Origin of the sequence: Syntrophobotulus glycolicus DSM 8271, assembly GCF_000190635.1 — a bacterium.
GTDB classification, from domain to species: domain Bacteria; phylum Bacillota; class Desulfitobacteriia; order Desulfitobacteriales; family Syntrophobotulaceae; genus Syntrophobotulus; species Syntrophobotulus glycolicus.
In genome coordinates, this window is the sequence record NC_015172.1 from 2,364,492 (window position 1) to 2,384,570 (window position 20,079).

The 20,079-nt window shown below is 47.1% G+C and carries 20 protein-coding genes; 1 reads left to right on the plus strand and 19 read right to left on the minus strand.

Going from position 1 to position 20,079, the window contains the following annotated elements:
- Positions 1–31: 31 nt before the first annotated feature.
- The 4 genes from sdaAA to SGLY_RS11685 form a co-directional block, all read right to left on the minus strand.
- Positions 32–901, minus strand: coding sequence for an L-serine ammonia-lyase, iron-sulfur-dependent, subunit alpha (gene sdaAA / locus SGLY_RS11670; RefSeq protein ID WP_013625478.1), 870 nt, complete (start codon positions 899–901; stop codon positions 32–34).
- 13 nt (positions 902–914) lie between these two features.
- Positions 915–1,586 carry an L-serine ammonia-lyase, iron-sulfur-dependent subunit beta gene (sdaAB, locus tag SGLY_RS11675; protein ID WP_013625479.1) on the minus strand — a complete coding sequence of 224 codons (672 nt, stop codon included), beginning with the start codon at positions 1,584–1,586 and terminating at the stop codon, positions 915–917.
- A gap of 166 nt (positions 1,587–1,752) precedes the next feature.
- Positions 1,753–3,414 carry a DAK2 domain-containing protein gene (locus SGLY_RS11680; protein ID WP_052298676.1) on the minus strand — a complete coding sequence of 554 codons (1,662 nt, stop codon included), beginning with the start codon at positions 3,412–3,414 and terminating at the stop codon, positions 1,753–1,755.
- A 74-nt stretch (positions 3,415–3,488) separates the two neighbouring features.
- Positions 3,489–3,845: an Asp23/Gls24 family envelope stress response protein gene (locus SGLY_RS11685; RefSeq protein ID WP_013625481.1), complete on the minus strand. Its 357-nt coding sequence runs from the start codon at positions 3,843–3,845 to the stop codon at positions 3,489–3,491.
- 258 nt (positions 3,846–4,103) lie between these two features.
- Between SGLY_RS11685 and rpmB the strand changes: the two genes are divergently transcribed.
- On the plus strand, positions 4,104–4,295 hold the full coding sequence (rpmB, locus tag SGLY_RS17605; protein ID WP_013625482.1) for a 50S ribosomal protein L28: 192 nt from the start codon (positions 4,104–4,106) through the stop codon (positions 4,293–4,295).
- 116 nt (positions 4,296–4,411) lie between these two features.
- Here the strand turns inward: rpmB and SGLY_RS11690 are convergent, their stop codons facing one another.
- From SGLY_RS11690 to priA, 15 genes are all read right to left on the minus strand, one after another.
- Positions 4,412–4,813: a nuclear transport factor 2 family protein gene (locus tag SGLY_RS11690; protein ID WP_013625483.1), complete on the minus strand. Its 402-nt coding sequence runs from the start codon at positions 4,811–4,813 to the stop codon at positions 4,412–4,414.
- A 19-nt stretch (positions 4,814–4,832) separates the two neighbouring features.
- Positions 4,833–5,492, minus strand: a complete 660-nt coding sequence (locus SGLY_RS11695) for a thiamine diphosphokinase (protein ID WP_013625484.1) — start codon at positions 5,490–5,492, stop codon at positions 4,833–4,835.
- A 15-nt stretch (positions 5,493–5,507) separates the two neighbouring features.
- Positions 5,508–6,164, minus strand: coding sequence for a ribulose-phosphate 3-epimerase (gene rpe, locus SGLY_RS11700; RefSeq protein ID WP_013625485.1), 657 nt, complete (start codon positions 6,162–6,164; stop codon positions 5,508–5,510).
- Between the two features lie 107 nt (positions 6,165–6,271).
- Positions 6,272–7,144: a ribosome small subunit-dependent GTPase A gene (gene rsgA / locus SGLY_RS11705; protein ID WP_013625486.1), complete on the minus strand. Its 873-nt coding sequence runs from the start codon at positions 7,142–7,144 to the stop codon at positions 6,272–6,274.
- Between the two features lie 39 nt (positions 7,145–7,183).
- Positions 7,184–8,815: a Stk1 family PASTA domain-containing Ser/Thr kinase gene (gene pknB, locus SGLY_RS11710; protein ID WP_013625487.1), complete on the minus strand. Its 1,632-nt coding sequence runs from the start codon at positions 8,813–8,815 to the stop codon at positions 7,184–7,186.
- Positions 8,816–10,234, minus strand: coding sequence for a peptidoglycan D,D-transpeptidase FtsI family protein (locus SGLY_RS11715; RefSeq protein ID WP_013625488.1), 1,419 nt, complete (start codon positions 10,232–10,234; stop codon positions 8,816–8,818). It abuts the gene before it with no gap.
- A complete protein-coding gene (locus tag SGLY_RS11720) occupies positions 10,231–11,517 on the minus strand; it encodes an FtsW/RodA/SpoVE family cell cycle protein (RefSeq protein ID WP_013625489.1) in 1,287 nt (428 codons plus the stop codon). The genes SGLY_RS11715 and SGLY_RS11720 overlap by 4 nt, the downstream gene beginning before the upstream one ends.
- Positions 11,518–11,520: 3 nt before the next feature.
- Entirely contained in the window at positions 11,521–12,243 is a 723-nt protein-coding gene (locus tag SGLY_RS11725; protein ID WP_013625490.1) for a Stp1/IreP family PP2C-type Ser/Thr phosphatase, read from the minus strand.
- On the minus strand, positions 12,230–12,673 hold the full coding sequence (locus tag SGLY_RS11730) for an FHA domain-containing protein (RefSeq protein ID WP_013625491.1): 444 nt from the start codon (positions 12,671–12,673) through the stop codon (positions 12,230–12,232). The genes SGLY_RS11725 and SGLY_RS11730 overlap by 14 nt, the downstream gene beginning before the upstream one ends.
- 19 nt (positions 12,674–12,692) lie before the next feature.
- Positions 12,693–13,475 carry an FHA domain-containing protein gene (locus tag SGLY_RS11735; protein ID WP_013625492.1) on the minus strand — a complete coding sequence of 261 codons (783 nt, stop codon included), beginning with the start codon at positions 13,473–13,475 and terminating at the stop codon, positions 12,693–12,695.
- Between the two features lie 4 nt (positions 13,476–13,479).
- Positions 13,480–14,544 (minus strand): dual-specificity RNA methyltransferase RlmN, encoded by a 1,065-nt coding sequence (rlmN, locus tag SGLY_RS11740; protein ID WP_174260715.1) that lies wholly within the window; start codon positions 14,542–14,544, stop codon positions 13,480–13,482.
- Between the two features lie 19 nt (positions 14,545–14,563).
- Positions 14,564–15,970 carry a 16S rRNA (cytosine(967)-C(5))-methyltransferase RsmB gene (gene rsmB / locus SGLY_RS11745; RefSeq protein ID WP_083811230.1) on the minus strand — a complete coding sequence of 469 codons (1,407 nt, stop codon included), beginning with the start codon at positions 15,968–15,970 and terminating at the stop codon, positions 14,564–14,566.
- Complete coding sequence (fmt, locus tag SGLY_RS11750) at positions 15,930–16,916, minus strand: methionyl-tRNA formyltransferase (protein WP_013625495.1); 987 nt, start codon at positions 16,914–16,916, stop codon at positions 15,930–15,932. Before fmt ends, rsmB begins: the two co-directional genes overlap by 41 nt.
- 85 nt (positions 16,917–17,001) lie before the next feature.
- Positions 17,002–17,454: a peptide deformylase gene (gene def, locus SGLY_RS11755; protein ID WP_013625496.1), complete on the minus strand. Its 453-nt coding sequence runs from the start codon at positions 17,452–17,454 to the stop codon at positions 17,002–17,004.
- 93 nt (positions 17,455–17,547) lie between these two features.
- Positions 17,548–19,845 (minus strand): replication restart helicase PriA, encoded by a 2,298-nt coding sequence (gene priA / locus SGLY_RS11760; RefSeq protein WP_013625497.1) that lies wholly within the window; start codon positions 19,843–19,845, stop codon positions 17,548–17,550.
- Between the last annotated feature and the right edge of the window lie 234 nt (positions 19,846–20,079).

Here is a 20,079-nt window from a genome sequence, read left to right on the forward strand (position 1 = left end):
TGATTCAAGGATCTTCAAATTAAAATTCTATTTATTCTGCAAGATAGGTTTCTTTTATTCTTTTACCCGCAGGGGTTGCTGCCAACCCCCCCATCGCAGTTTCTTTCAACGCACAGGGGATTTGCTTCCCGATCGATGCCATCGCATCGATGACCTCATCAACAGGTATTGCGCTCCGGACCCCTGCCAGAGCCATTTCTGCCGCCGTCATCGCGATTACCGCCGCCATAGCGTTCCTTTTAATACAAGGCACCTCCACCAGTCCGGCAACCGGATCGCAAACCAGCCCCAAAAAGCTTTTCAACGCCATGGCCGCGGCATGTCCAATCTGTTCCGGCGACCCGCCGGCCAGCTCCACAGCCGCTCCGGCCGCCATGGCTGAGGCAGAGCCGATTTCAGCCTGACATCCGCCTTCCGCCCCGGAAACGGTGGCCCTTTCCGCAATAACCATTCCCAGACCGGCCGCTGTGAACATCGCCCTCACCACTTCTTCTTCCGTTACCCCTGTAACCTCCTGAACAGTCAGAAACACGGCAGGCAGCACACCGCACGACCCTGCCGTAGGTGCGGCCACAATCCTGCCCATTCCGGCATTAACTTCCGCTACCGCTACCGCCCTGGCCACAGCCTTATTCAAGCTGTCCCCAATAATGGTTTTTCCTTTTTTCCGGAACTTCTCCATTTTCGATGCATCCCCGCCGGCCAAGCCTGACTGGGAATGCCAGTCTCCCGTGAGCCCTCGGGCTGCGGAGTCTTTCATCACCAGAAAATGATCGGTCATTCTTTTGATTAACTCGTCTTGATTCTTATTCATCTTTTCAGCTTGATCATTTAAGACGACCTGACTTATTTTTATTTGCTGTTCTTGAGCAGAATCAATGATTTCCCGGCAGGAACGCATATTTGTTCTCTCCTTAATTCATCGGTTCAATAAAGATGACCTCTTCCACCTTGGCAAGTTTTCTGATCTTTCCCAGGACCTCAATTGGCACGATATCATCGGTTTCTATCACTGTTAATGCTCTTTTCCCGCGCCCCTCTCGTGATACCTTCATTTTGGCAATATTGATAGAAGCCTTAGCCAGCACGGCTGTAATTTCCGCAATCATACCGGGATAATCGGCATAAACAGAGACAATGGCAGGATATTCTCCATTAAACTCCACCGGGAATTGATTAATCTCCCTGATCACGATCATCCCCCCGCCAATGGAAGAACCGGTCATTTCAATCCTTTTTCCGTTCAAGCCGGTCAGGCAGATCTTTGCTGTGTTGGGATGTGTCTCCCCCAAATCCCCTTTTTCAAATTTTACCTCAAGCTGTTTCTCCCGGGCAATCTGCAGCGCTCTTCTTATCCCTTCATCATCAGGCTGCATACCCAGTATTCCTGCTGTCAACGCAAGGTGAGTCCCATGTCCCTTCCCTGTCTCTGCAAAAGAACCGTGGAGAACGATCCCGGCTTTTTGTACTTGCTCCCCAAGGATCTTGCGGGCCATTAACCCCAGTCTTACCGCTCCGGCAGTATGGGAACTGGAGGGGCCAACCATTACCGGCCCCAAAAGATCAAAAACAGAACTTTCCGCCATATCATCACCTGTCTTTTTATCTCATCCGCGCGTAAAAAAATCCTGTTTCCGCACAGATCCATTCTCTCCGGATCATTCTTTCCAAATAACAATCGCTCTCTATATCATGCTCTTTTTTACAGACAGTTAAACAAAAAACCTCCGGGAAAGCCGGAGGTTCCAAGTTCTATTCAACCCCAAAAATATAATAATACAAAGGCTGCCGGCCCGCATAAATTTCCACTTCAATATCCGGTTTTTCACTTTCCAGCCAATATTCCAGGACCTCAACATCTTCTTCCATCATATCTTTTCCGTATATTATTGTGACCAGATCTTTATCCCGCCAATTCATTTCTTCGAGAACTTTCTTGGATACCTCCAAAATCTCTTTTCCCGTCGCCGTGATTTTTTCTTCAACTAAGCCCAGGATATCCCCTTCGGATATTTGGAGATCGCCGAACTGGGAGTTTCTTACGGCATAGGTTACCTCCCCCGAAGCAACCTGAGTTATTGCTTTTTTCATACTTTCCAGATTTGCTTCCGGTTCAGAATCCGGATTATAACCGAGCAGGGCGGCAATCCCCTGAGGAATAGACTTGGTCGGAATAATATAGGCCTTACGGTCTTCCAGCAATTCGGCAACCTGTTGAGCAGCCATAATAATATTTCCGTTATTCGGAAGAATGAAGATATTGCGGGCAGCGATCTTTTTTGCGGCTTCCGCTAAATCATAGGTACTGGGGTTCATTGTCTGACCGCCGAATACGACCTGTTCTACCCCCAGACTATGAAAGATTTCCGATATCCCTTCACCCATAGCTACGGCCACAATGCCATATTCTTTTAAATCTTCAGGTTTTACCGGCACTTCTTCGGCTGAAGGTTTTCCAGTATTCAACCCATCGGAGAAATCTCTCCGGTCCTCCCCTTTAGCCTGATGTGAAGCCGCTTCGTTCTGGGCAAGCATATTATGAATCTGGACCTCATGCAAACTGCCGTATTTCAACGCATAATCAAGGATTTCCCCTGGGTTGGCGGTATGGATGTGTATTTTGAGAATACTTTCAGTCCCAACAACGAGAAGACAATCCCCCTTCTCCATAAGCTCATCCCGGATCAAATCCGGATTCATGGACTGTCCTTTGACCAGGAATTCAGTACAATAAGGATATTCAAGGGTATCAACTCCTATAATCCCTTGGACAGCAGGAGTATTCTCACCGGTTATATCCTGAACGACCTCCTCAAAGATCAAGCCCGGTCCTGCCCCTTCCAGGGCACCTATCCAGCCCTTGACTATAGTTAAGAAACCTTCGCCACCGGCATCCACTACCCCGGCCTGTTTTAATACAGGCAGCATTTCCGGGGTCTTTGCTAAAGCAATCTGTCCTTTGGCCAGACCGGCCTGCATGATTTCCAAAAAATCTGTTTCTCCCGCTCTGGCTTTTGAAAGAGCACTTTTGGCAAATTCCTTGGACACGGTGAGGATCGTCCCTTCGACCGGTTTCATCACCGCCCTGTAGGCAGTATCGACTCCGGCTTGCAATGCTGCCGCAAACTGGACTGCATTTGCTTCAGTCAATCCATCCAGACCTTTGGCTATCCCGCGCATAATCTGGGATAAAATCACCCCGGAATTTCCCCGCGCGCCCATCAGCGAACCCATGGAAGCAGCATTGGCCACTTCCGATATTGAGCTGCTTTCTATCTTAACTCCTGCGGCTGCCGCAGAACGGAAAGTCAAACACATATTCGTGCCTGTATCTCCATCCGGAACAGGAAATACGTTCAGGGAGTCAATCTCCTTCTTCTTTGCTTCCAGAGTCTTCGCACCTGAATCAAGCATTTCCTTCCATTTATTTCCGTCAATCGCTTTCAAGATTTATCCTCCTAATCATCTAGTGTCAAGCTGCTGTTTTATTATTCCAGGAAACGCACACCTTGAACATTGACATTCACCTGATTGATCTTCAGACCGGTCATTGTTTCGATAGAATAACGCACCCTGTCCATCACATTGGATGCCACTTCGGATATTTTAATTCCATATCCCACAATGATATTTAAGTCCACAGTGAGGTCATCATCCTGAATTTGAACAACAACACCTTTGCCCAGATTTTCTCTTTTCAGCAAACCGGACACCCCGTCGGAAATTTTACGGGAAGCCATTCCAACCAATCCATAACATTCAATTGCTGCCGCCCCGGCAATCGTAGCAATCACATCTTCACTGATATTGATTTTTCCAAGCTTGGTTTCAAGCAATTTCCCCATTTTCCGAACCTCACTTTCCCATTAAAGATTTGTCTTTTATCTTTAGCGTATTCATCATTCAAACAATATTTGCACCTGTAAAATAGAATATTACAATTATAAATAGGATAATATAATACCTGTTTGTAGTCAAATGCTAACTGAATCCGCAAAAGCAGGCAAAAAGAAACATAAAATAAAGCAGCTCACCCTTGCCTTTTTTTTTGAGTTCTGTTAATATATTATAGTGTCATTTCGGGTGAAAAGGAGGTAAGTTACATGTCAAATGTTTGTGCTATTTGCGGTAAAGGGGTTTCCACAGGGATGAAGGTCAGCCATTCACATATTCGTACAAAACGCACCTGGAAACCGAACCTGCAGCGTGTTCGTGCTGTTGTTAACGGTACCCCCACCCATCTCAGGGTATGTACAAGATGCTTGCGTTCAGGCAAGGTTCAGCGCGCTGTTTAAAGCTGCTTGAATGATAATATCAGGGGAGCGTCGCCAAACTGCTTACATTAGTGGTTAGCGATGCTCTTTTTATCTGCCGATTTTTCCGCTATTGTAATATCTTCAGGATGAAATCATTATAGGAAGTTCTCAAAGCAATCATAATTACGCTGTTTAACAATCTTATGATTCTTAAACTGAAAGAATTGCGCAAAATACGCTTTCATCTCATCCCCAGCCTTTAACTTTCCTAACGGAATGGATAATTCTCCACTCCAGATCGCTTCAATAATTACCGTATCCCCGATGGAAAATGATTTCACGATTTCATATCTCTGGTTTGCAATAACCTTTTTCCCACTGATCGATGCATCTTTAATTTCATGAAGATTTCTTTCAATAAGTCTTTTGGTTAATAAATTTGGATATTCAATCTGTACTGCAGACTCATCATAAAACTCATTCAACTCTTCCCCGGATTTCCCGTCACCTACGGCTTTCATAAAACGAACAGCCAATTCCAAATTATCCTTACTCATGATTACCTCCCCCCAAAGTTCAGAGAACTTTGGATTTAACGACAAGGATCCTGCCTTTGGCCACCTTTATTTTTGCTTCGTCTTCGATCAGAACATTACTGATCCCTCGCGGTGAGTGCTGGTACATCGTGGAATTCTTCAACGGATAGTAGAGTCCGTATGAATCGACGACAGCCTCCGCCGAAAGAGGGATAATCGAAATCACTTGCCCCTGGGTTCCCTTGACCATCTCCTCTCCCGGAGCAAGGACCCAGGCTTCCTGGGACGGCTCGATCATTCTCACCATCCGTCCCCTCTCGGCAAAGGCCAGCATCATGCTGATATTGCCCATTAAATGGTCAAGCCTTTTTCCGCCTGCTCCATAGAGGGAAATTTCATCCTTGGGTTTTCCGTACTCCCGAAGATATTCTTCCGCATATTCCATCGCCAGTTCAAGATCGGTTTCATCTTTTTGCGCCGGATACTTTTTTATTTTTGTTTTGCCCTGTGCGCAGATGAACAGGTTTTCTTCTTTAATTGAATCCATATCACCTACCAGGATATCGGGCAGCCTGCCGGAACTGATTGCCGCATTGCCGCCGCCATCGGCACAGATTAAGACCTCAATATTGCCGGGGGCAATCTCCTGACGCCCCCATTCTATATCCCATTCGCCATTGGCCAAAACAGCAATCCTCATCTTTTCAACCACCTGTTATTCGGCTGCCGCCAGCAGCTCTTTTATGGCCAGGACAGGATCTGGTTTAGTGAACACCGCTGCTCCGGCCACGATAATATCCGCCCCTGCCCTGCTGACCAGGGAAATCGTGTCCGTATTGATCCCCCCATCCACCTCAATCAGACAACCGGGATTAACCTGGGCAATAATCGTGGAAAGGGCAACAATCTTCGGTAAGACTCCCTGAATAAACTGCTGCCCGCCAAACCCCGGATTAACAGACATCAGCAGGACCATATCCAGGTCCTGTAAAACATAAGTCAATACTTCTATAGGTGTCGCCGGATTAAGAGCCAGTCCGGCTTTGACCCCCATAGATTTGATTTGTTGAATCAGCCTGTGAAGATGAATACTGGCTTCGGCATGGACAGTAATGATATCCGCTCCGGCATTAACAAATTCTTCAAGATAAAGCTCCGGTCTCTCGATCATCAGGTGAACATCGAATTTCATTGATGATACCTTGCGCAGAGCCTTGATCACAGGCGGTCCGATCGTCATATTGGGAACGAAATGTCCGTCCATAACATCTATATGCAGGATTTCCGCCCCTCCGGCTTCAACCCTTTTTACCTCTTCCCCCAATTTGGTAAAATCCGCTGACAGGATCGATGGTGCAATCTTAATCGGCATAATACCCTCCCCTGACTTTTCCTTCGTTTAAGCAATAGATCATTCTACAGTTTCAACCTATTTTTTATAGATTACGGCAAATCTATTTTATCACATAAAAGACTCTGTCAATACTTATTTTCGGCAGCTTTTACTTCCTCAAGAAACTGCCGGTAATGCTCATACCTTAAGCCGGTCATCTCCCCTCCCTGCACTGCTTCTCTTAATGCGCACCCCGGCTCTTTGACGTGAAGACAATCCTTAAAGCGGCACTCTTTACGGTATGGTCCAAATTCAGGAAAATATTCCTGGAGCTGTTCCTTTCTCATGGGGGGAAGGTAGAGGGATGAAAATCCCGGGGTATCGGCAATCAGCCCTTTGGCCGCCTCTAAAAGCTCGACATGACGGGTCGTATGTTTCCCTCTGCCAAGCTTGTCACTGACAGACCCTGTTTTCAGCTTCAAACTCGGTTCCAGTGAATTCAGCAGACTGGACTTCCCGGCCCCGGATGGACCGGCCAGAACAGAAACTCTGCCGCGAACAATTTCTCGGACTTCTTCCATACCCTGAGCAAGAATATTGGAGACATAAAAGACCCTGCACCCTATTGTTCTGTAATATTCATATGGTGACAGGTCGCTCTCTCTAGCCAAATCATACTTTGTAAAAACAATCACCGGTTCGATTCCCGCATGAGCAACCTGAACAAGCAGCCTGTCCAGCAAGTTAAAATCCGTATCCGGAGTACTCATGGCCAAAACAAGCAAGGCTTGATCAACATTGGCAATATTGGGTCTGATCAGAGAGTTTTCCCTGGCCAACACTTCTTCTATTGTCGCCTTGATCCCCCTATCCGACAAAATCATGACTTTGTCCCCAGGGATGAAATCCTGCTTTTTGACACGAAAACGACCGCGCAGGGAGCATTCCCACACACGGTCCTCACTATAGACATAATAAAATCCCGAATACCCTTTCAACAGTGTCCCTTTTAAAAGCATAAATCCCCTCCCCCTCAATTGTTCTGCTTCCCTGGTCTATTATGCGCCGTCCGGCCCCGGTCCCTGTGAATAGATGATTTCGATTTTGTCCCCGGGTTTGATCGGGCGACCCTGAGTAGGCTCTGTTTCAATCACAATATTCACATTATAATCATAAGACCGCCGGGCCACAAGGTCAATGTTATATCCCGCAAGAGAATCTTTAGCAACTGCAAGATCCAGCCCAATCAGATTCGGCATGGTGGATGGACCGGCTCCGCTGCTGATAAAAATTCGCACTTCGCTGTTGGGGTTCCAGCTGGCACCGGCGGACGGATCCTGGCTGACCACCCTTCCCTGAGAAACAGTAGTGCTGGCAACTTCATAATATTTGATTTTCTCCTTGGAAAATCTCCTGTCCAGAATCATTTTTTCGGCCTCATCCTTTGTCGGGGCTCCTGTTGTGACATCCGGCATTTTCAGGAATTCAGGCCCTAAACTCAGTGTAATGTTAATCGGACGGTTTTCTTTAACCCAAGAATCGGGAGAAGGATCCTGGTCCATTATTGTATCCAGAGTATAGGTGGAACTATAATCTTTAGAGATAGTTCCCATCACAAGCTTTTGTTCATCAAGCTCTGCCTGGGCCTCTTCGGCTGTCTTGCCTTTAAGATCAGGAACCTTTACCTCCGAGGAAAAAAAACTGTTCAACCCATAAACCAGCCCGGCAATCAGGAAAACTCCCAGCAGGGCTAACCCTACAATCAGCGGCTTGCTCAGTTTCTTCCCATCGTTCCGGCCCGTCGGGCTGATTCTTTTCTGTACTCTGGTTGCCGACAGACTTTCATCCGGACTTAACCGAACAGCCTCTATTTTCTGCCCGTTTTCCAGCTTATTGATATCCTCCATTAATTCCTGGATGTCCTTATAACGGTCATTTGTGTTTTTGGCGATGGCTTTCATAATGATGTCATCAAGCTGTTTGCTGATACCGGAAACCAGTTTCCCGGGCAGCTCCGGAATATCCTGAATGTGTTTGAGGGCGACCGTAATCGGTGTATCTCCGTCATAAGGCACCCGGCCGGTGACCAGTTCATAGAGAATGATCCCCAGGGAATAGATATCTGATTGAGCCGTGGTCTGGTCCCCTTTGGCCTGTTCGGGCGATAAATAGTGGACAGATCCCACAATATCTCCGGTATGGGTCAGGGTGGCCGCCGATACGGCTCTGGCTATGCCAAAATCGGTGACCTTGATTCTCCCCTCAGGAGTGACAAGAATATTCTGCGGTTTAATATCCCGGTGAATAATTTCGTTGGCATGGGCATGGGCCAGGGCCTCACCGATTTGCCTGATGATAAATAATGCTTCCGAAACAGGCAGCGGCCCGCGTTCCCGGATCATATCCTTTAACGTTCGTCCATGAACATATTCCATCACAATATAGTCGTTATCGTTTTCTTTCCCCACGTCATAGATTGAAACGATGTTGGGGTGAGACAAACTGGCCGCTGATTGTGCTTCCCTCCGGAAGCGTCTGACAAATCCCTCATCAGACACAAACTGCTCCCTCAGGATTTTCACCGCGACAGGCCTGTTGAGCAGGGTGTCTTTAGCCTTATAGACAATGGCCATCCCGCCTGAACCGATTTTTTCTTCGATTTTATATCTATTTCCCAATATATTCTCCAATTACCTGCCGCCTACCTTTCCTTCCAGCGCTTTTTCCATTACAGCTTTTGCGATCGGAGCTGCCGCCGCTCCTCCTGTTCCACCATGTTCGGCCAGCACAGCCACCGCAATCACCGGGTTATCGGCCGGTGCAAAAGCGATATACCAGCCATGCGTATTGCTGCCATTATCCCCTGTTTCCGCCGAACCTGTCTTGGCCGCCACCTGGACTCCTGCTATACCTCCAGGTGCGGCTGTTCCGCTATTTACCGCCAAGATCATGGCGCTTTTTACTTTTTGAGCATCCTCTTGCCTTAGAGGGTTGAGCCAGACTTTTGCCTCGCTCGTATATATCGTATTTTGCTTGTAATCCACCACTCTGTCAATAATATGCGGTTCCATCATCTTTCCCTGATTGGCGATGGCCGCTGTGATCAAAGCCGCATGAAAGGGGGTAACCATGACTTCCCCCTGACCAAAAGTACTGGCCGCGAATAAATTGATATCCATATTCTCCGGCATGCTTTTAGAATTTGTGATTGAGCTTTCCGGGACACTGAGTTCAAACGGTATGCTCTTTCCAAAACCGAAGCCTGCCGCCGCTTTCAAAAAATTCTGCTGCCCTGCTTTAACCCCGTACTCAGCAAAATAAGTATTGCAAGAATAAGCCAAAGCCAGATCATAATTCACCCAGCCATGAATTTTATCATTTTGTTCTTTAAAGGTTTGACCATTGATTACTGTCGTTCCCGCACAGTGATAAAGATTAGATGTATCCTGACCCGCCAGGAAAAGCGCTTCCGAAGTAACCACCTTCATAATTGACCCGGGAGGAAATTTTAGAAAAGCATGATTAGCCATTGGGCTTAAAGGCTGCTGAATAATGCTCTCCCAGTCCTTTTCCAGAAGATTGGGATCAAAGCTGGGCTGGCTGACTAAGGCCAAAACATCACCGGTTTGCGGATCTATGGCGACCACAGCGCCGCTCTTTCCTTTCAGTCCCTGATAAGCGGCTTCCTGAAGTTTGGCATCAATGGTTAGAATAACATCATTCCCCTTCTTTTCCGGTTCAAACAATTCCTGAAACCTCTGGGTAAAAAAGCTGTTGTCAAGCCCCATTAAAGTCTTTCCCAGTGTTGATTCCAGACCGGCCGCCCCGTATTTTACCGTAGCATAGCCCAGAAGAGGTTCAAACATTTCCCCCTGAGGATAAGTTCTCTTTTTCCCTTGACCGGTATTTTCCGTTGCGGCCAAAACTACGCCGTTTCGATCATAAATTCCGCCGCGGATAATCCTGCTTTCCATCAGAACAGTCCGCCTGTTGGCCGGATTATCCAGCATAGAATCTGCCCGAACAACCTGCCAATAGACCAGACCCAAGCTTAGGAAAATAAAGCTGAACATCAGACACATCGCTACTTTGCGAATTCCACTGGTCATATCGCTTTAACCTGCTTTCCCTTTGCCGCATCAGCAATTCTCCTGCCGGTATGCCGCGAAATATTTGCCAGAATACCCAAGAGCAAAAAGTGTACCAGCATGGAGCTTCCCCCATAGCTGACCCAGGGAAGAGGTATTCCTGTCAAAGGCAAAAGCTTCGTTACTCCCGCCAAAATGATCAGGCTTTCAATCGCAATGATTATCCCGATCCCTCCCGCCAGAATCCGGCCGAACCTGTCTGGTGCTCTCATGCTTACCGTGAAAGCCCGCATCACAACAATGATATACAGACTGATTAAAGCCATGGCTCCCATAAAGCCGGTCTCCTCGGCAATGACCGAAAAGATGAAATCTGTGCTGGATGCCGGTATCTGGAAAGCCCCGATCCCGTTTCCCAGCCCTGTTCCCGTCACATAGCCGCCGCTGATCGCAAAGAGAGACTGGCTGATTTGATATCCTCCGCCGGAAGAACTTAGCCAGGGATTAAGCCATACCGAAAATCTTAAGCGAACATGGCTGAACAGGAAATATCCCGCTGTTCCCGTCAGAGCAATGAGTGGCAAAGACATGATCAGGTAGATTTTCCGTTCTGTCACCATGTAAATCATCAAAAGAATAAAAAAGAAAAACACCATTGCCGTACCTAGACTCTTTTGAGCCGCCAACAGGGCGAGGACCAAAAAACTCAGCATGGCAAAAGGACCAATCGCTTTTTTATCAGGCAGGGACAGCCTGCCAAACTGCACTGTTCCAATGCTTAACAGCTCTTTCTTTTGATCAAGATACCCCGCCAGGAACAATAGAAGGGTTACTTTTACAAGCTCTTCAGGTTCCAGGCCGATACCCCCGATTTTGATCCAGCTGGTAGAACCGTTAATACTGAATCCGAAGACAAGTGTGACCAAAAGAAGAATTAACGCCAGCAGACCCCAAAGGTATTGATATTGTCCGAGCTTGCTGTAATCTTTTATTCCAAACAGAATAAAATAATATGTGATATGGCCCAGATTAGCCCAGAAAAATTGGGCCCCTGCCAGTTCCGGATCAATTCTGACCAGAAAAACAAGGCCAATGACCAAAATCGTCTGTACAACAGGAAGAATCAGGAAATCTTCCCGGCTTTTTCGTGTAAGTTCCAAAATCAAACCCAGCAAGACAAGCAGGGAAAATACCACAGCCTGCCAGATATTCTCCGGTACGGCATTGCCATTAAGTTTTAGTACTCCTAAACCCACCCAAAGGATCAGCAAAGTCAAAAACCGAAAAATAATGCTGTTTCGCATAATTCAATTCTCCATAATACAACAAACAGCCGTAAAATTGTCCGGTGCGCCTCTCTGTAAGACAAGAAGCTTTAAATTCTCCAGGTGCTCCTGCCATCCGCCCGCAGCTGAAAATTCCCGGGCAATTTCCTCTTTTTCCACCATATTGGAGAATCCGTCGGTACATAGCAGATAAACATCTCCCCCTTGGACTTCGAACTGCAAGCAGTCGACATCCACCTGTTTTTCTATGCCCAAGGCCCGTGAGAGATAATTTCTCTGCGGATGGTTCCGCGCGTCTTCTTCGGATAGCTGCCCCATTCTGAGCAGTTCATTGACCATGGAATGGTCTTCAGAAAGCAAAGAAATGGACCCGTCCCGCCAAAGGTATATCCTGCTGTCGCCGACATGACCGATAACCGCTTTATCTTTTTTTATCACCAAAGCAGTAAGCGTTGTTCCCATCCCTTCAACGCCCTCTTCATATAAGGACCGCTCAAATATGGCCTGATTGGCTTCTTTTACCGTATCCAAAACCCACTGTTCAATCCCGTCAACCGGGATATCCTTTAGTTTTTCAGCATTGTTCTTCAAACTCTCAATCGCTATCCCCGAGGCGACTTCCCCCGCATTATGCCCTCCCATCCCATCGGCAACGGCAAATAAACCGATATTGGTCAGCGCCAGCAAAGCATCTTCATTATTTTTTCTTCTGCTGCCGGTCTCTAAAATACTAAATGCCTTCATTTCTCCACCTCGTGTATTGGAAAGTCATGCTGCCGATTTTCACAAAATCACCGGGGACAAGCTGGATTGGTGAATTGATTCGTTCACCGTTAACCCATGTGCCATTTGTACTCCCCGTATCCTCTACGATTATCGCACCGTGAGTATATTTGAATTCGGCATGGTCTACGGAACAAAAATGATCAGGAACAACAATATCATTTTGTTTCCCGCGCCCAATCTTCAGCCCTTTAGGTTCAATACGGATTTTCCTGCCTTTAGGCAGCATGTCGGCTCCGTTTAAAACTTCCAAACAGCCAAGTTCCGATTCTTCCTTGGTCAAAATCCCCTTGTTTTTCAAATCAGCCAAAAGAACGGTTAACAGCCTCAATAAAAACAAGTAGATCACCAGAACAAATACGATCCTGCCTATGACAAGCACTGCCTGCAACCATCATCACCCGAACTTCTTATTTTCTTTTAAAAACCATAACCGTCTGACCGGCCCGAATTTTATCCCCGGGATGCAGCATATATTTATCCACTTTAAGCTTATTGACATAAGTCCCGTTTGTACTCCCCAGATCCTGAATAAACCACCTGCTGCTTTCCTGATACAAACGAAAATGCTTGCGGGACATCTCCTCATCTTTGATTTCAACATCACAGTCTCCCTGCCGGCCGACAGTGACGATATCCTGCTCCAGACAATAAATCCTGCCTTCTTCATTTCCTTTAATTATTTCGAGACCGCCTGCGCTTTTCCTGCTATTTTCATTGATGATCGCATTTGTTAATCTTCTATCATTCGGCATAATTGTCGTTCTTTCCAGCTCATCCTGCACAATCATTTCTTCAATCGCCTGTTTTTCCCAATTTACCTCAATAGAATCATTATATTCCGTTTCGATTTCTATTTCACCACGGCCGATTTTCTGATTTGCATATAGTTCAACCAGAGGCAAAGTCAGAAAAGTATATCCCTGCTTACCGGCTTCGGTATAAAGATGCTGAGCCAGCTCAAGCAGGAATGTTTCACCGAAATTCTCCATAATCTTATAGTCTTCCTTATTGAGCTGCACCCGGTAAATATTGGGGACATAAACATGGGAGATACTGACCTGTTTATTCCTGAGCATGGCTTTCAGCAGTTTTCCGGCCACTTCAACAGGCTGAATACTGCTGGATGTCTTCTTAAACATATTGGTAAAAAGATATTCTGCAGCCGTTTCGAACTTATTTAACAGGCTCATATTTTTAACACTCCAGACGTTGTCTTAATTGCCCACAGGCCGCATCAATGTCCGTCCCCTTTTCCTCACGAACAGTAACCGATAGATTCTTTGCTTCCAGCAATGTCTTAAATTCCATTATTTTTTCTTTTGCCGGCCTCTGCATACTGCTTTCCGTTACAGGATTGACCGGTATCAGATTAATATGAACCGGCATTCCCTGAATTAAGCGAATTAAGGCCTCTGCTTCATCCTTATTGGCATTGGCCTCGGTTAAAGCGATTTCTAAGGTTACCCGCCTTCCCGTCTGATTAACATATTCCCGGCAGGCACGCATTAATTGCTGAAGGGGATAACGTCTATTCATCGGCACAAGGATGTCCCGGAGATGATTCCGGGCTGAATGGAGGGATATCGCCAGTCCCACCTGCTTGTTCTCTTCCGCTAAACGGATAATTCCCGGAACTACCCCGCTTGTCGAAATGGTCATCCTTCTCATGCCGATCTTTTGCCCATTCTCACTATTAAGGATCCGAACGGCCTTGAGAACGGATTCCTCGTTTAGAAATGGTTCTCCCATTCCCATAAAAACAATATTGGTTACGTTAAAGGAAGGGTCATTTATCCTCATCCGCCGGACGATCTCCAGCACTTGACCGGTTATTTCGCCAGCGGAAAGGTTCCTGTGAAATCCGTTCACTCCGGTGGCACAAAAAGGGCAGCCAACCGGACAGCCAACCTGAGTGGAAACACATACCGTTTCCCGGTTCCTGGACAGATCTTTTTCATAATCCATCAGAACAGTTTCTATTCTTTCTCCGTCAGGAAGACGAAAAAGAAATTTCCTTGTCCCGTCTTTAGAAACTTGTTCTTTGACGATTTCCAAAGGCTGAAGGCAGAATACTTTCTTTAATTTATCCGTATCCTCCTGTCCGATGTTCTTCATCTCATCCCAGCACCGGACACCTTTTTGCTGCACCCACCTGAAAACCTGATCGGCCCGGAATTTCTTTATTCCGTTTTGCAGGCACAGTTTTTCCATCTCAGGTTCCGAAAGGCCTCGGCAATCATATTTTTCCATCTTAAATATTATTCACCCAATCCTGACTTTATAAACCTGCCCGTCTAAATTTTGCCAGAAAAAATCCATCCATGTTGTAGAGATGAGGCAGGATTTGAAATACCCCTTTAGCCAGCTGTTTTTTGTCCCCGGCCGTTACCGGAAAATTGATTTCACCTGTCAAGGATACGGAAGAAAAATCCGGGCGTTCGGCACGAAACACTTTGACAACCTCAAAATTTTCCTCAGGCTCAATCGTACAGGTAGAGTAAACCATTTCTCCCCCCGGAGCGACAAAATCAGCCGCCCTCAGCAGAATTTTTTTTTGGATCTCGGAAAGCTCTTTTATCTCCTGCTCGCTTTTCTGCCAGCGCAAATCAGCTCGCCGCCTGATCACGCCCAATCCTGAGCAGGGCGCATCGACCAGAACTTTATCGAACCGGCCTTCAATCCCCTCCAGAATTCCGGCGTCCCCTGCCTGAGTTTGAATTATGCCGATCCCGAGACGTTCCACCAATTCATTGACCAGAGAAAGCTTAGCCGGATAAAGATCATTTCCTATGATGGTTCCCTGATTGTTCATCAACTGGGCAAGATGAGTGGTCTTCCCCCCCGGGGCACAGCATACGTCAAGCACTCTCTCCCCCGGTTTTACCCCCAGAATATGAGCCACAAGCTGGGAACTTTCGTCCTGAACGGTAAAAAGGCCTTCCTGATAAGAAAGAAGCTCATCCAGAGCGCCAAAATCTTCGATAAACAACCCCTCCGGGGTTTTCGCGCTTAGGGTAACCTGAATTCCCTCATTCTCCAAACGTGAAACAAGGTTTTCCCGGCTGATCTTAAGGGTATTGGTACGGATACAGGTAGGCGCGGGAAGATTGTTGGAAATGCACAATTTCTCCGTTTCCTCCAACCCCCATCTTGCCAGCCATCTTGCCGCCAGCCACTGCGGATGGGAATATTTAACCGCCAAATAACGGGCCGGTTCCTTTTTCTGATCGGGCCAGGGAAATTCCCAGCCTACCTCCGCCACTCTGTGCAAAACACTGTTCACAAGGCCGGCAAATTTCGGTTCCTCTGCCTTGACACTCTTGACCGCCTCATTGACTGCCGCTGCGGCCGGGATCCGGTCCATATACAAAAGCTGAAATGCTCCGGTCCGGAGAATCGCCCTGACCATGTGAGGCAAAGCAGACATCGGCGTCTTAAGATGCCTGCGGATAGCATAATCCAGAGTAAGCCTGTTTTTCAGCGTACCGTTTACCAGGGCGGCTGCCAGCTGCCGGTCGCGGGAATCACCCAGCTCTCGAAGCTGTCTTTGCAGAAGGAGATTCACATAAGCCTTTTCTTTTTCGGCCCTTGTAAGAATACGCACAGCTGTCCGCCGTGCGTTGTGATCGTTACTCAACGGTCTATCACTCCCCAAAGAATTCACCTGGACTGATCCTCCTGCCATTAATAAAGTCCCGGGCTTTCATTCTGGTTTTTCCGGCAGGCTGTATCTCTAAAATCTCAATATACCCTCTGCCTGTGCTGCAAATAAACCCCTTCGCGGTCATGGCCAGGATCGTACCGGGAATGGTTGCCTCTGCCCGGTTTTCTTTCAGTGCTTCTTCTTTCGCCGTTTGCTCTGCCAGCTCCGGCCTCCATTCCCCCACGATTTCGCTTGACCAGATCTTGACTTTTTCCCCGCGGAAAGAAGTGCAGGCTCCGGGCCAGGGATTGAGCCCCCGGATCTGATTATGGATTTGAGTGGCTTCGCCTTTCCAATCAAGATATTCGTCTTCCTTTGTCAGCATCGGGGCATATGTAAAGTCCTGAGACTGCGGGGTCCTCCGCAGGGTTTTCTCCTTGATCTTCTTTAATGTATCCAACAGTAACTGAGCTCCTGTCTGGGCTAACTGATCATGGACAACACCTACCGAATCATTCTGCTCAATAGGAATCTCAGCCTGTAAGAGAATATCACCGGTATCGAGGCCTTCATCCATAAACATGGTGGTTATGCCGGTCATCTTATCCCCGTTCAATACTGCCCGGTGGATAGGAGCAGCTCCTCTGTATTGGGGCAGAAGGGAAGCATGGACATTAATACAGCCGAAAGGCGGAATATGAAGAATCTCCGCCGAAAGTATCTGCCCGAAGGCAACGACAACAATACAATCAGGGCGGAGCTCGCGCAAAAGAGCCACAGCTTCCGGTGCTTTAATCCGCACAGGCTGAAATACAGACAGCCCCAGCTTCATTGCCGCTTCTTTCACCGGCCCGGCTTTCAGTTTATTTCCTCTGCCCGCCGGTTTATCGGGCTGAGTAAAAACCCCCGTTATTTCATAACCGGTCCGGTGCAAAATTTCAAGTGTAGGCACTGCAAAATCAGGAGTACCCATAAAAACTATGCGCATCTATCCCTTCACTTCCTGTTATCCAAATCATACTTCTCAGGCCAGGCCTGAATCACATTGAGCAATATATATCCCTTTTGAAAAATTAAACCTTATATACTTCAGGGGCCAGATCGACGAAAAGCACCCCATCCAGGTGATCGATTTCATGTTGAAATGCCCGGGCCAAAAAACCTTCTCCGGCATATTGAACAAGATTCCCTTCTCTGTCCTGGCATTGGACAACAACCTTGGCCGACCGTTTTACCTCCCCTTGTATCCCCGGGATACTGAGGCATCCCTCTTTATCTATTTCTTCACCGTATCTCTCAATAATCACAGGATTGATCAGCTCAAAAAGACCGTCCCCGATATCCACTACTGCTACCCGTTTGGATATTCCAATCTGAGGCGCAGCCAAACCTACTCCTTGAGATGCGTAAAGGGTATCAGTAAGGTTTTCCAGCAGTTTCAAGATATTCGGCGTAATTTTTTTTACTTCCTGAGCTTTCTCCCTAAGAATATCTTCACCCATCTTCACGATTTGATAGACGGCCATATTAAAGATGACTCCTTTCTGTTGTCTGTGTTTATTCATTATACCTTGAATAGAGTGCTTAAGCAATTCAAGACTGTCTCTGTTCCTGCCCCATCAGGGTGATACCGGATTTACATCTATACTGATCTTGATCCCGCTGCTCAAACCTGCCTCAAAAAACTTTTTTACCCCTTTATAGGCCATCTCTCTGAGAATCTCGGGATCTTTTCCTTTGATGGATACCTGCCAACGATACTCATTTTTCAGTTTTGTCAAAACTGAAGGAGCAGGACCGAGGATCTGATAGCTCTCTGCTTTCAGCATTTCCTGTTCATTTTTCAGGCATACCGCAAGTTCACCGGCCGCCCGGGCAACTTTGTCTTCTTTCTCATGATAAAGCAGGATACGCAAAATATGGGCAAAAGGAGGGTAGGCCCTTTCTTTTCGGAAGGCAATCTCTTCCCAGAAAAAAGAGGGATAATCATGCCTGGCTGCATGGAGAATAGAACGGTCGTCAGGAGAATACGTCTGGATCACGACCTCCCCTGGTTTCTCTCTGCGTCCTGCCCTGCCGGCAACCTGAGTCAGGAGCTGAAAGGCCCTTTCTCTGGAACGGAAATCAGGCATATTGAGTATTTGGTCAGCCGCAATCACCCCGACAAGAGTAACATCGGGGAAATCCAATCCCTTGGCCAGCATCTGAGTCCCTACCAATACCGCAGGTTTAGTCCTGCGAAATTCTTCGATGATCTCACGATGTTTTTGCGGTGCCGCTGTCGCATCGGCATCCAGCCTGAAAATCGGGACTCCGGGCAGAAATACCGCTGCTTCCTCTTCGACTTTCTGAGTGCCCTGGCCAAAAAATCGGATAAATTTGCTTCCGCATTCCGGACATTTGCTGTAAACCTCTGTCCGGTAATTGCAATAATGACAACACAGTTCCCCTGTTTGGCTGTGATAAGTAAGAGAAACATCACAGTTCGGACAGCGGGCCACATTGCCGCACTCCCGGCAAAATACAAACGTTGCGTAACCTCTTCTGTTCAAAAAGAGGATGCTTTGTTCTTTTTTATCCACTCTTTCCCGGAGTTTCCGGATGAGCAAATTGGAAAAAATACTTGTATTTCCCTGCGCCAATTCCTCTTTCATATCCACTGTCCGCACTAAGGGCATTTCCATCTGATTATACCTTCCCCTCAACGCAAGCAACTCAATTTTCCCTCTATGAGCAGCGGCATAAGCTTCCAGGGAAGGTGTGGCGCTCCCCAAAAGCACCAGTCCGCCGCTTTGTTCTATCCTGTACCGGGCCACATCCCGAGTATGATATTTTGGGTTTTCATCTTGTTTATATGCTGAATCATGTTCTTCATCCAAAATGATTAAGCGCAGGTTTGGCAGGGGAGCAAAAACAGCCGACCGCGCTCCAATCACAACTCTTTTCCTGCCCGCCAGAATATCCGACCAGATTTTTTCTTTCTCAGCCGGTTTGAGCCCTGAATGCACCACGCTCAGTTTATCCTCAAACAAGCAGAGAAAAGAAGCCGCGATTTGGGAGGTCAGTGAGATCTCGGGAACCAAAACAATGACATCCCCGCCCTGCTTCAGCACCCGTTCCGTCAAAGCCTTATAGATCTCCGTCTTGCCGCTGCCGGTTACTCCATGTAGTAAAACAGTATTCTTCTCTTTTTTTTCATAGGTTTTCCATATAGAATCGAGAACCTCTTCCTGCTCCCCGGTCAACCGAACCGTTTGACCTCCGCCGGCTGATACCGGGGGAAATTCGCTTACTGTTTCTTTCAGACGGTTTTCCGAACCCGGAACCTGGATCGTCCCCCTTAACCTTTTTTCCCCACTGAGCCGGGATGTTTTTCCGATCCACCCTTGTTGCAGGAGTTCGTTAATCAACTCCTGTGTCACCCCCGTTCTCTTTAACAGGATATTTTCGGGCAGACCTCCTTTGCGGGCTCTGTTCAGGGCGGCTAAAACTTTGTAAGAATCCGGATCGAGAAGCTTCATGACTTCTACATCCCCATCTTCCAGACCGGCTCTGGGAATAATAAAATCTTCTACCTTGCCGCGCAGGAACGGCCATACCGTATGCAGACACTGAGCAACAGAAGATACGGTCGTCTTGGCCATCCAACAAGCCAGCTCCATCAGTTCTCCCGGAATCAAAGCATCTTGATGGATAATCCTCTCAATCGGTTTGAGCATGGACTGCTTGACTTCTTCCGGTAAAATATCCGTTATTTGGACAACGAGCCCCTGAACTGCTCTCTGCCTCAAGGGAACAAGCAATGTCATCCCGGCTTTGACCGTCATTCCTTCCGGAATAAGATAATGGTAACTCCGATCCAATCTTCTGTTTGCCACATCTACCAATACTTCGGCATATTTTGCTGTTTCTTCCATGCCCGGCCACCACTTTCGCTTCCTGTTTTCATTCCGCCCTGATACCTTTTTGCCCGAACCTTACCGAAGTCAAGGATAACAGAATAAGAATAGAGAAATTTCAACTTTCATGAAATCCAGTCCGTTCTCACTTTATACGGAAGAATAGAAAAAACCCTGACCAAATTATGAAATAAATTGGCAAAGGTCCTCTATGATTCCATCAAATGAATACAATAAAATGACGATTTTCAA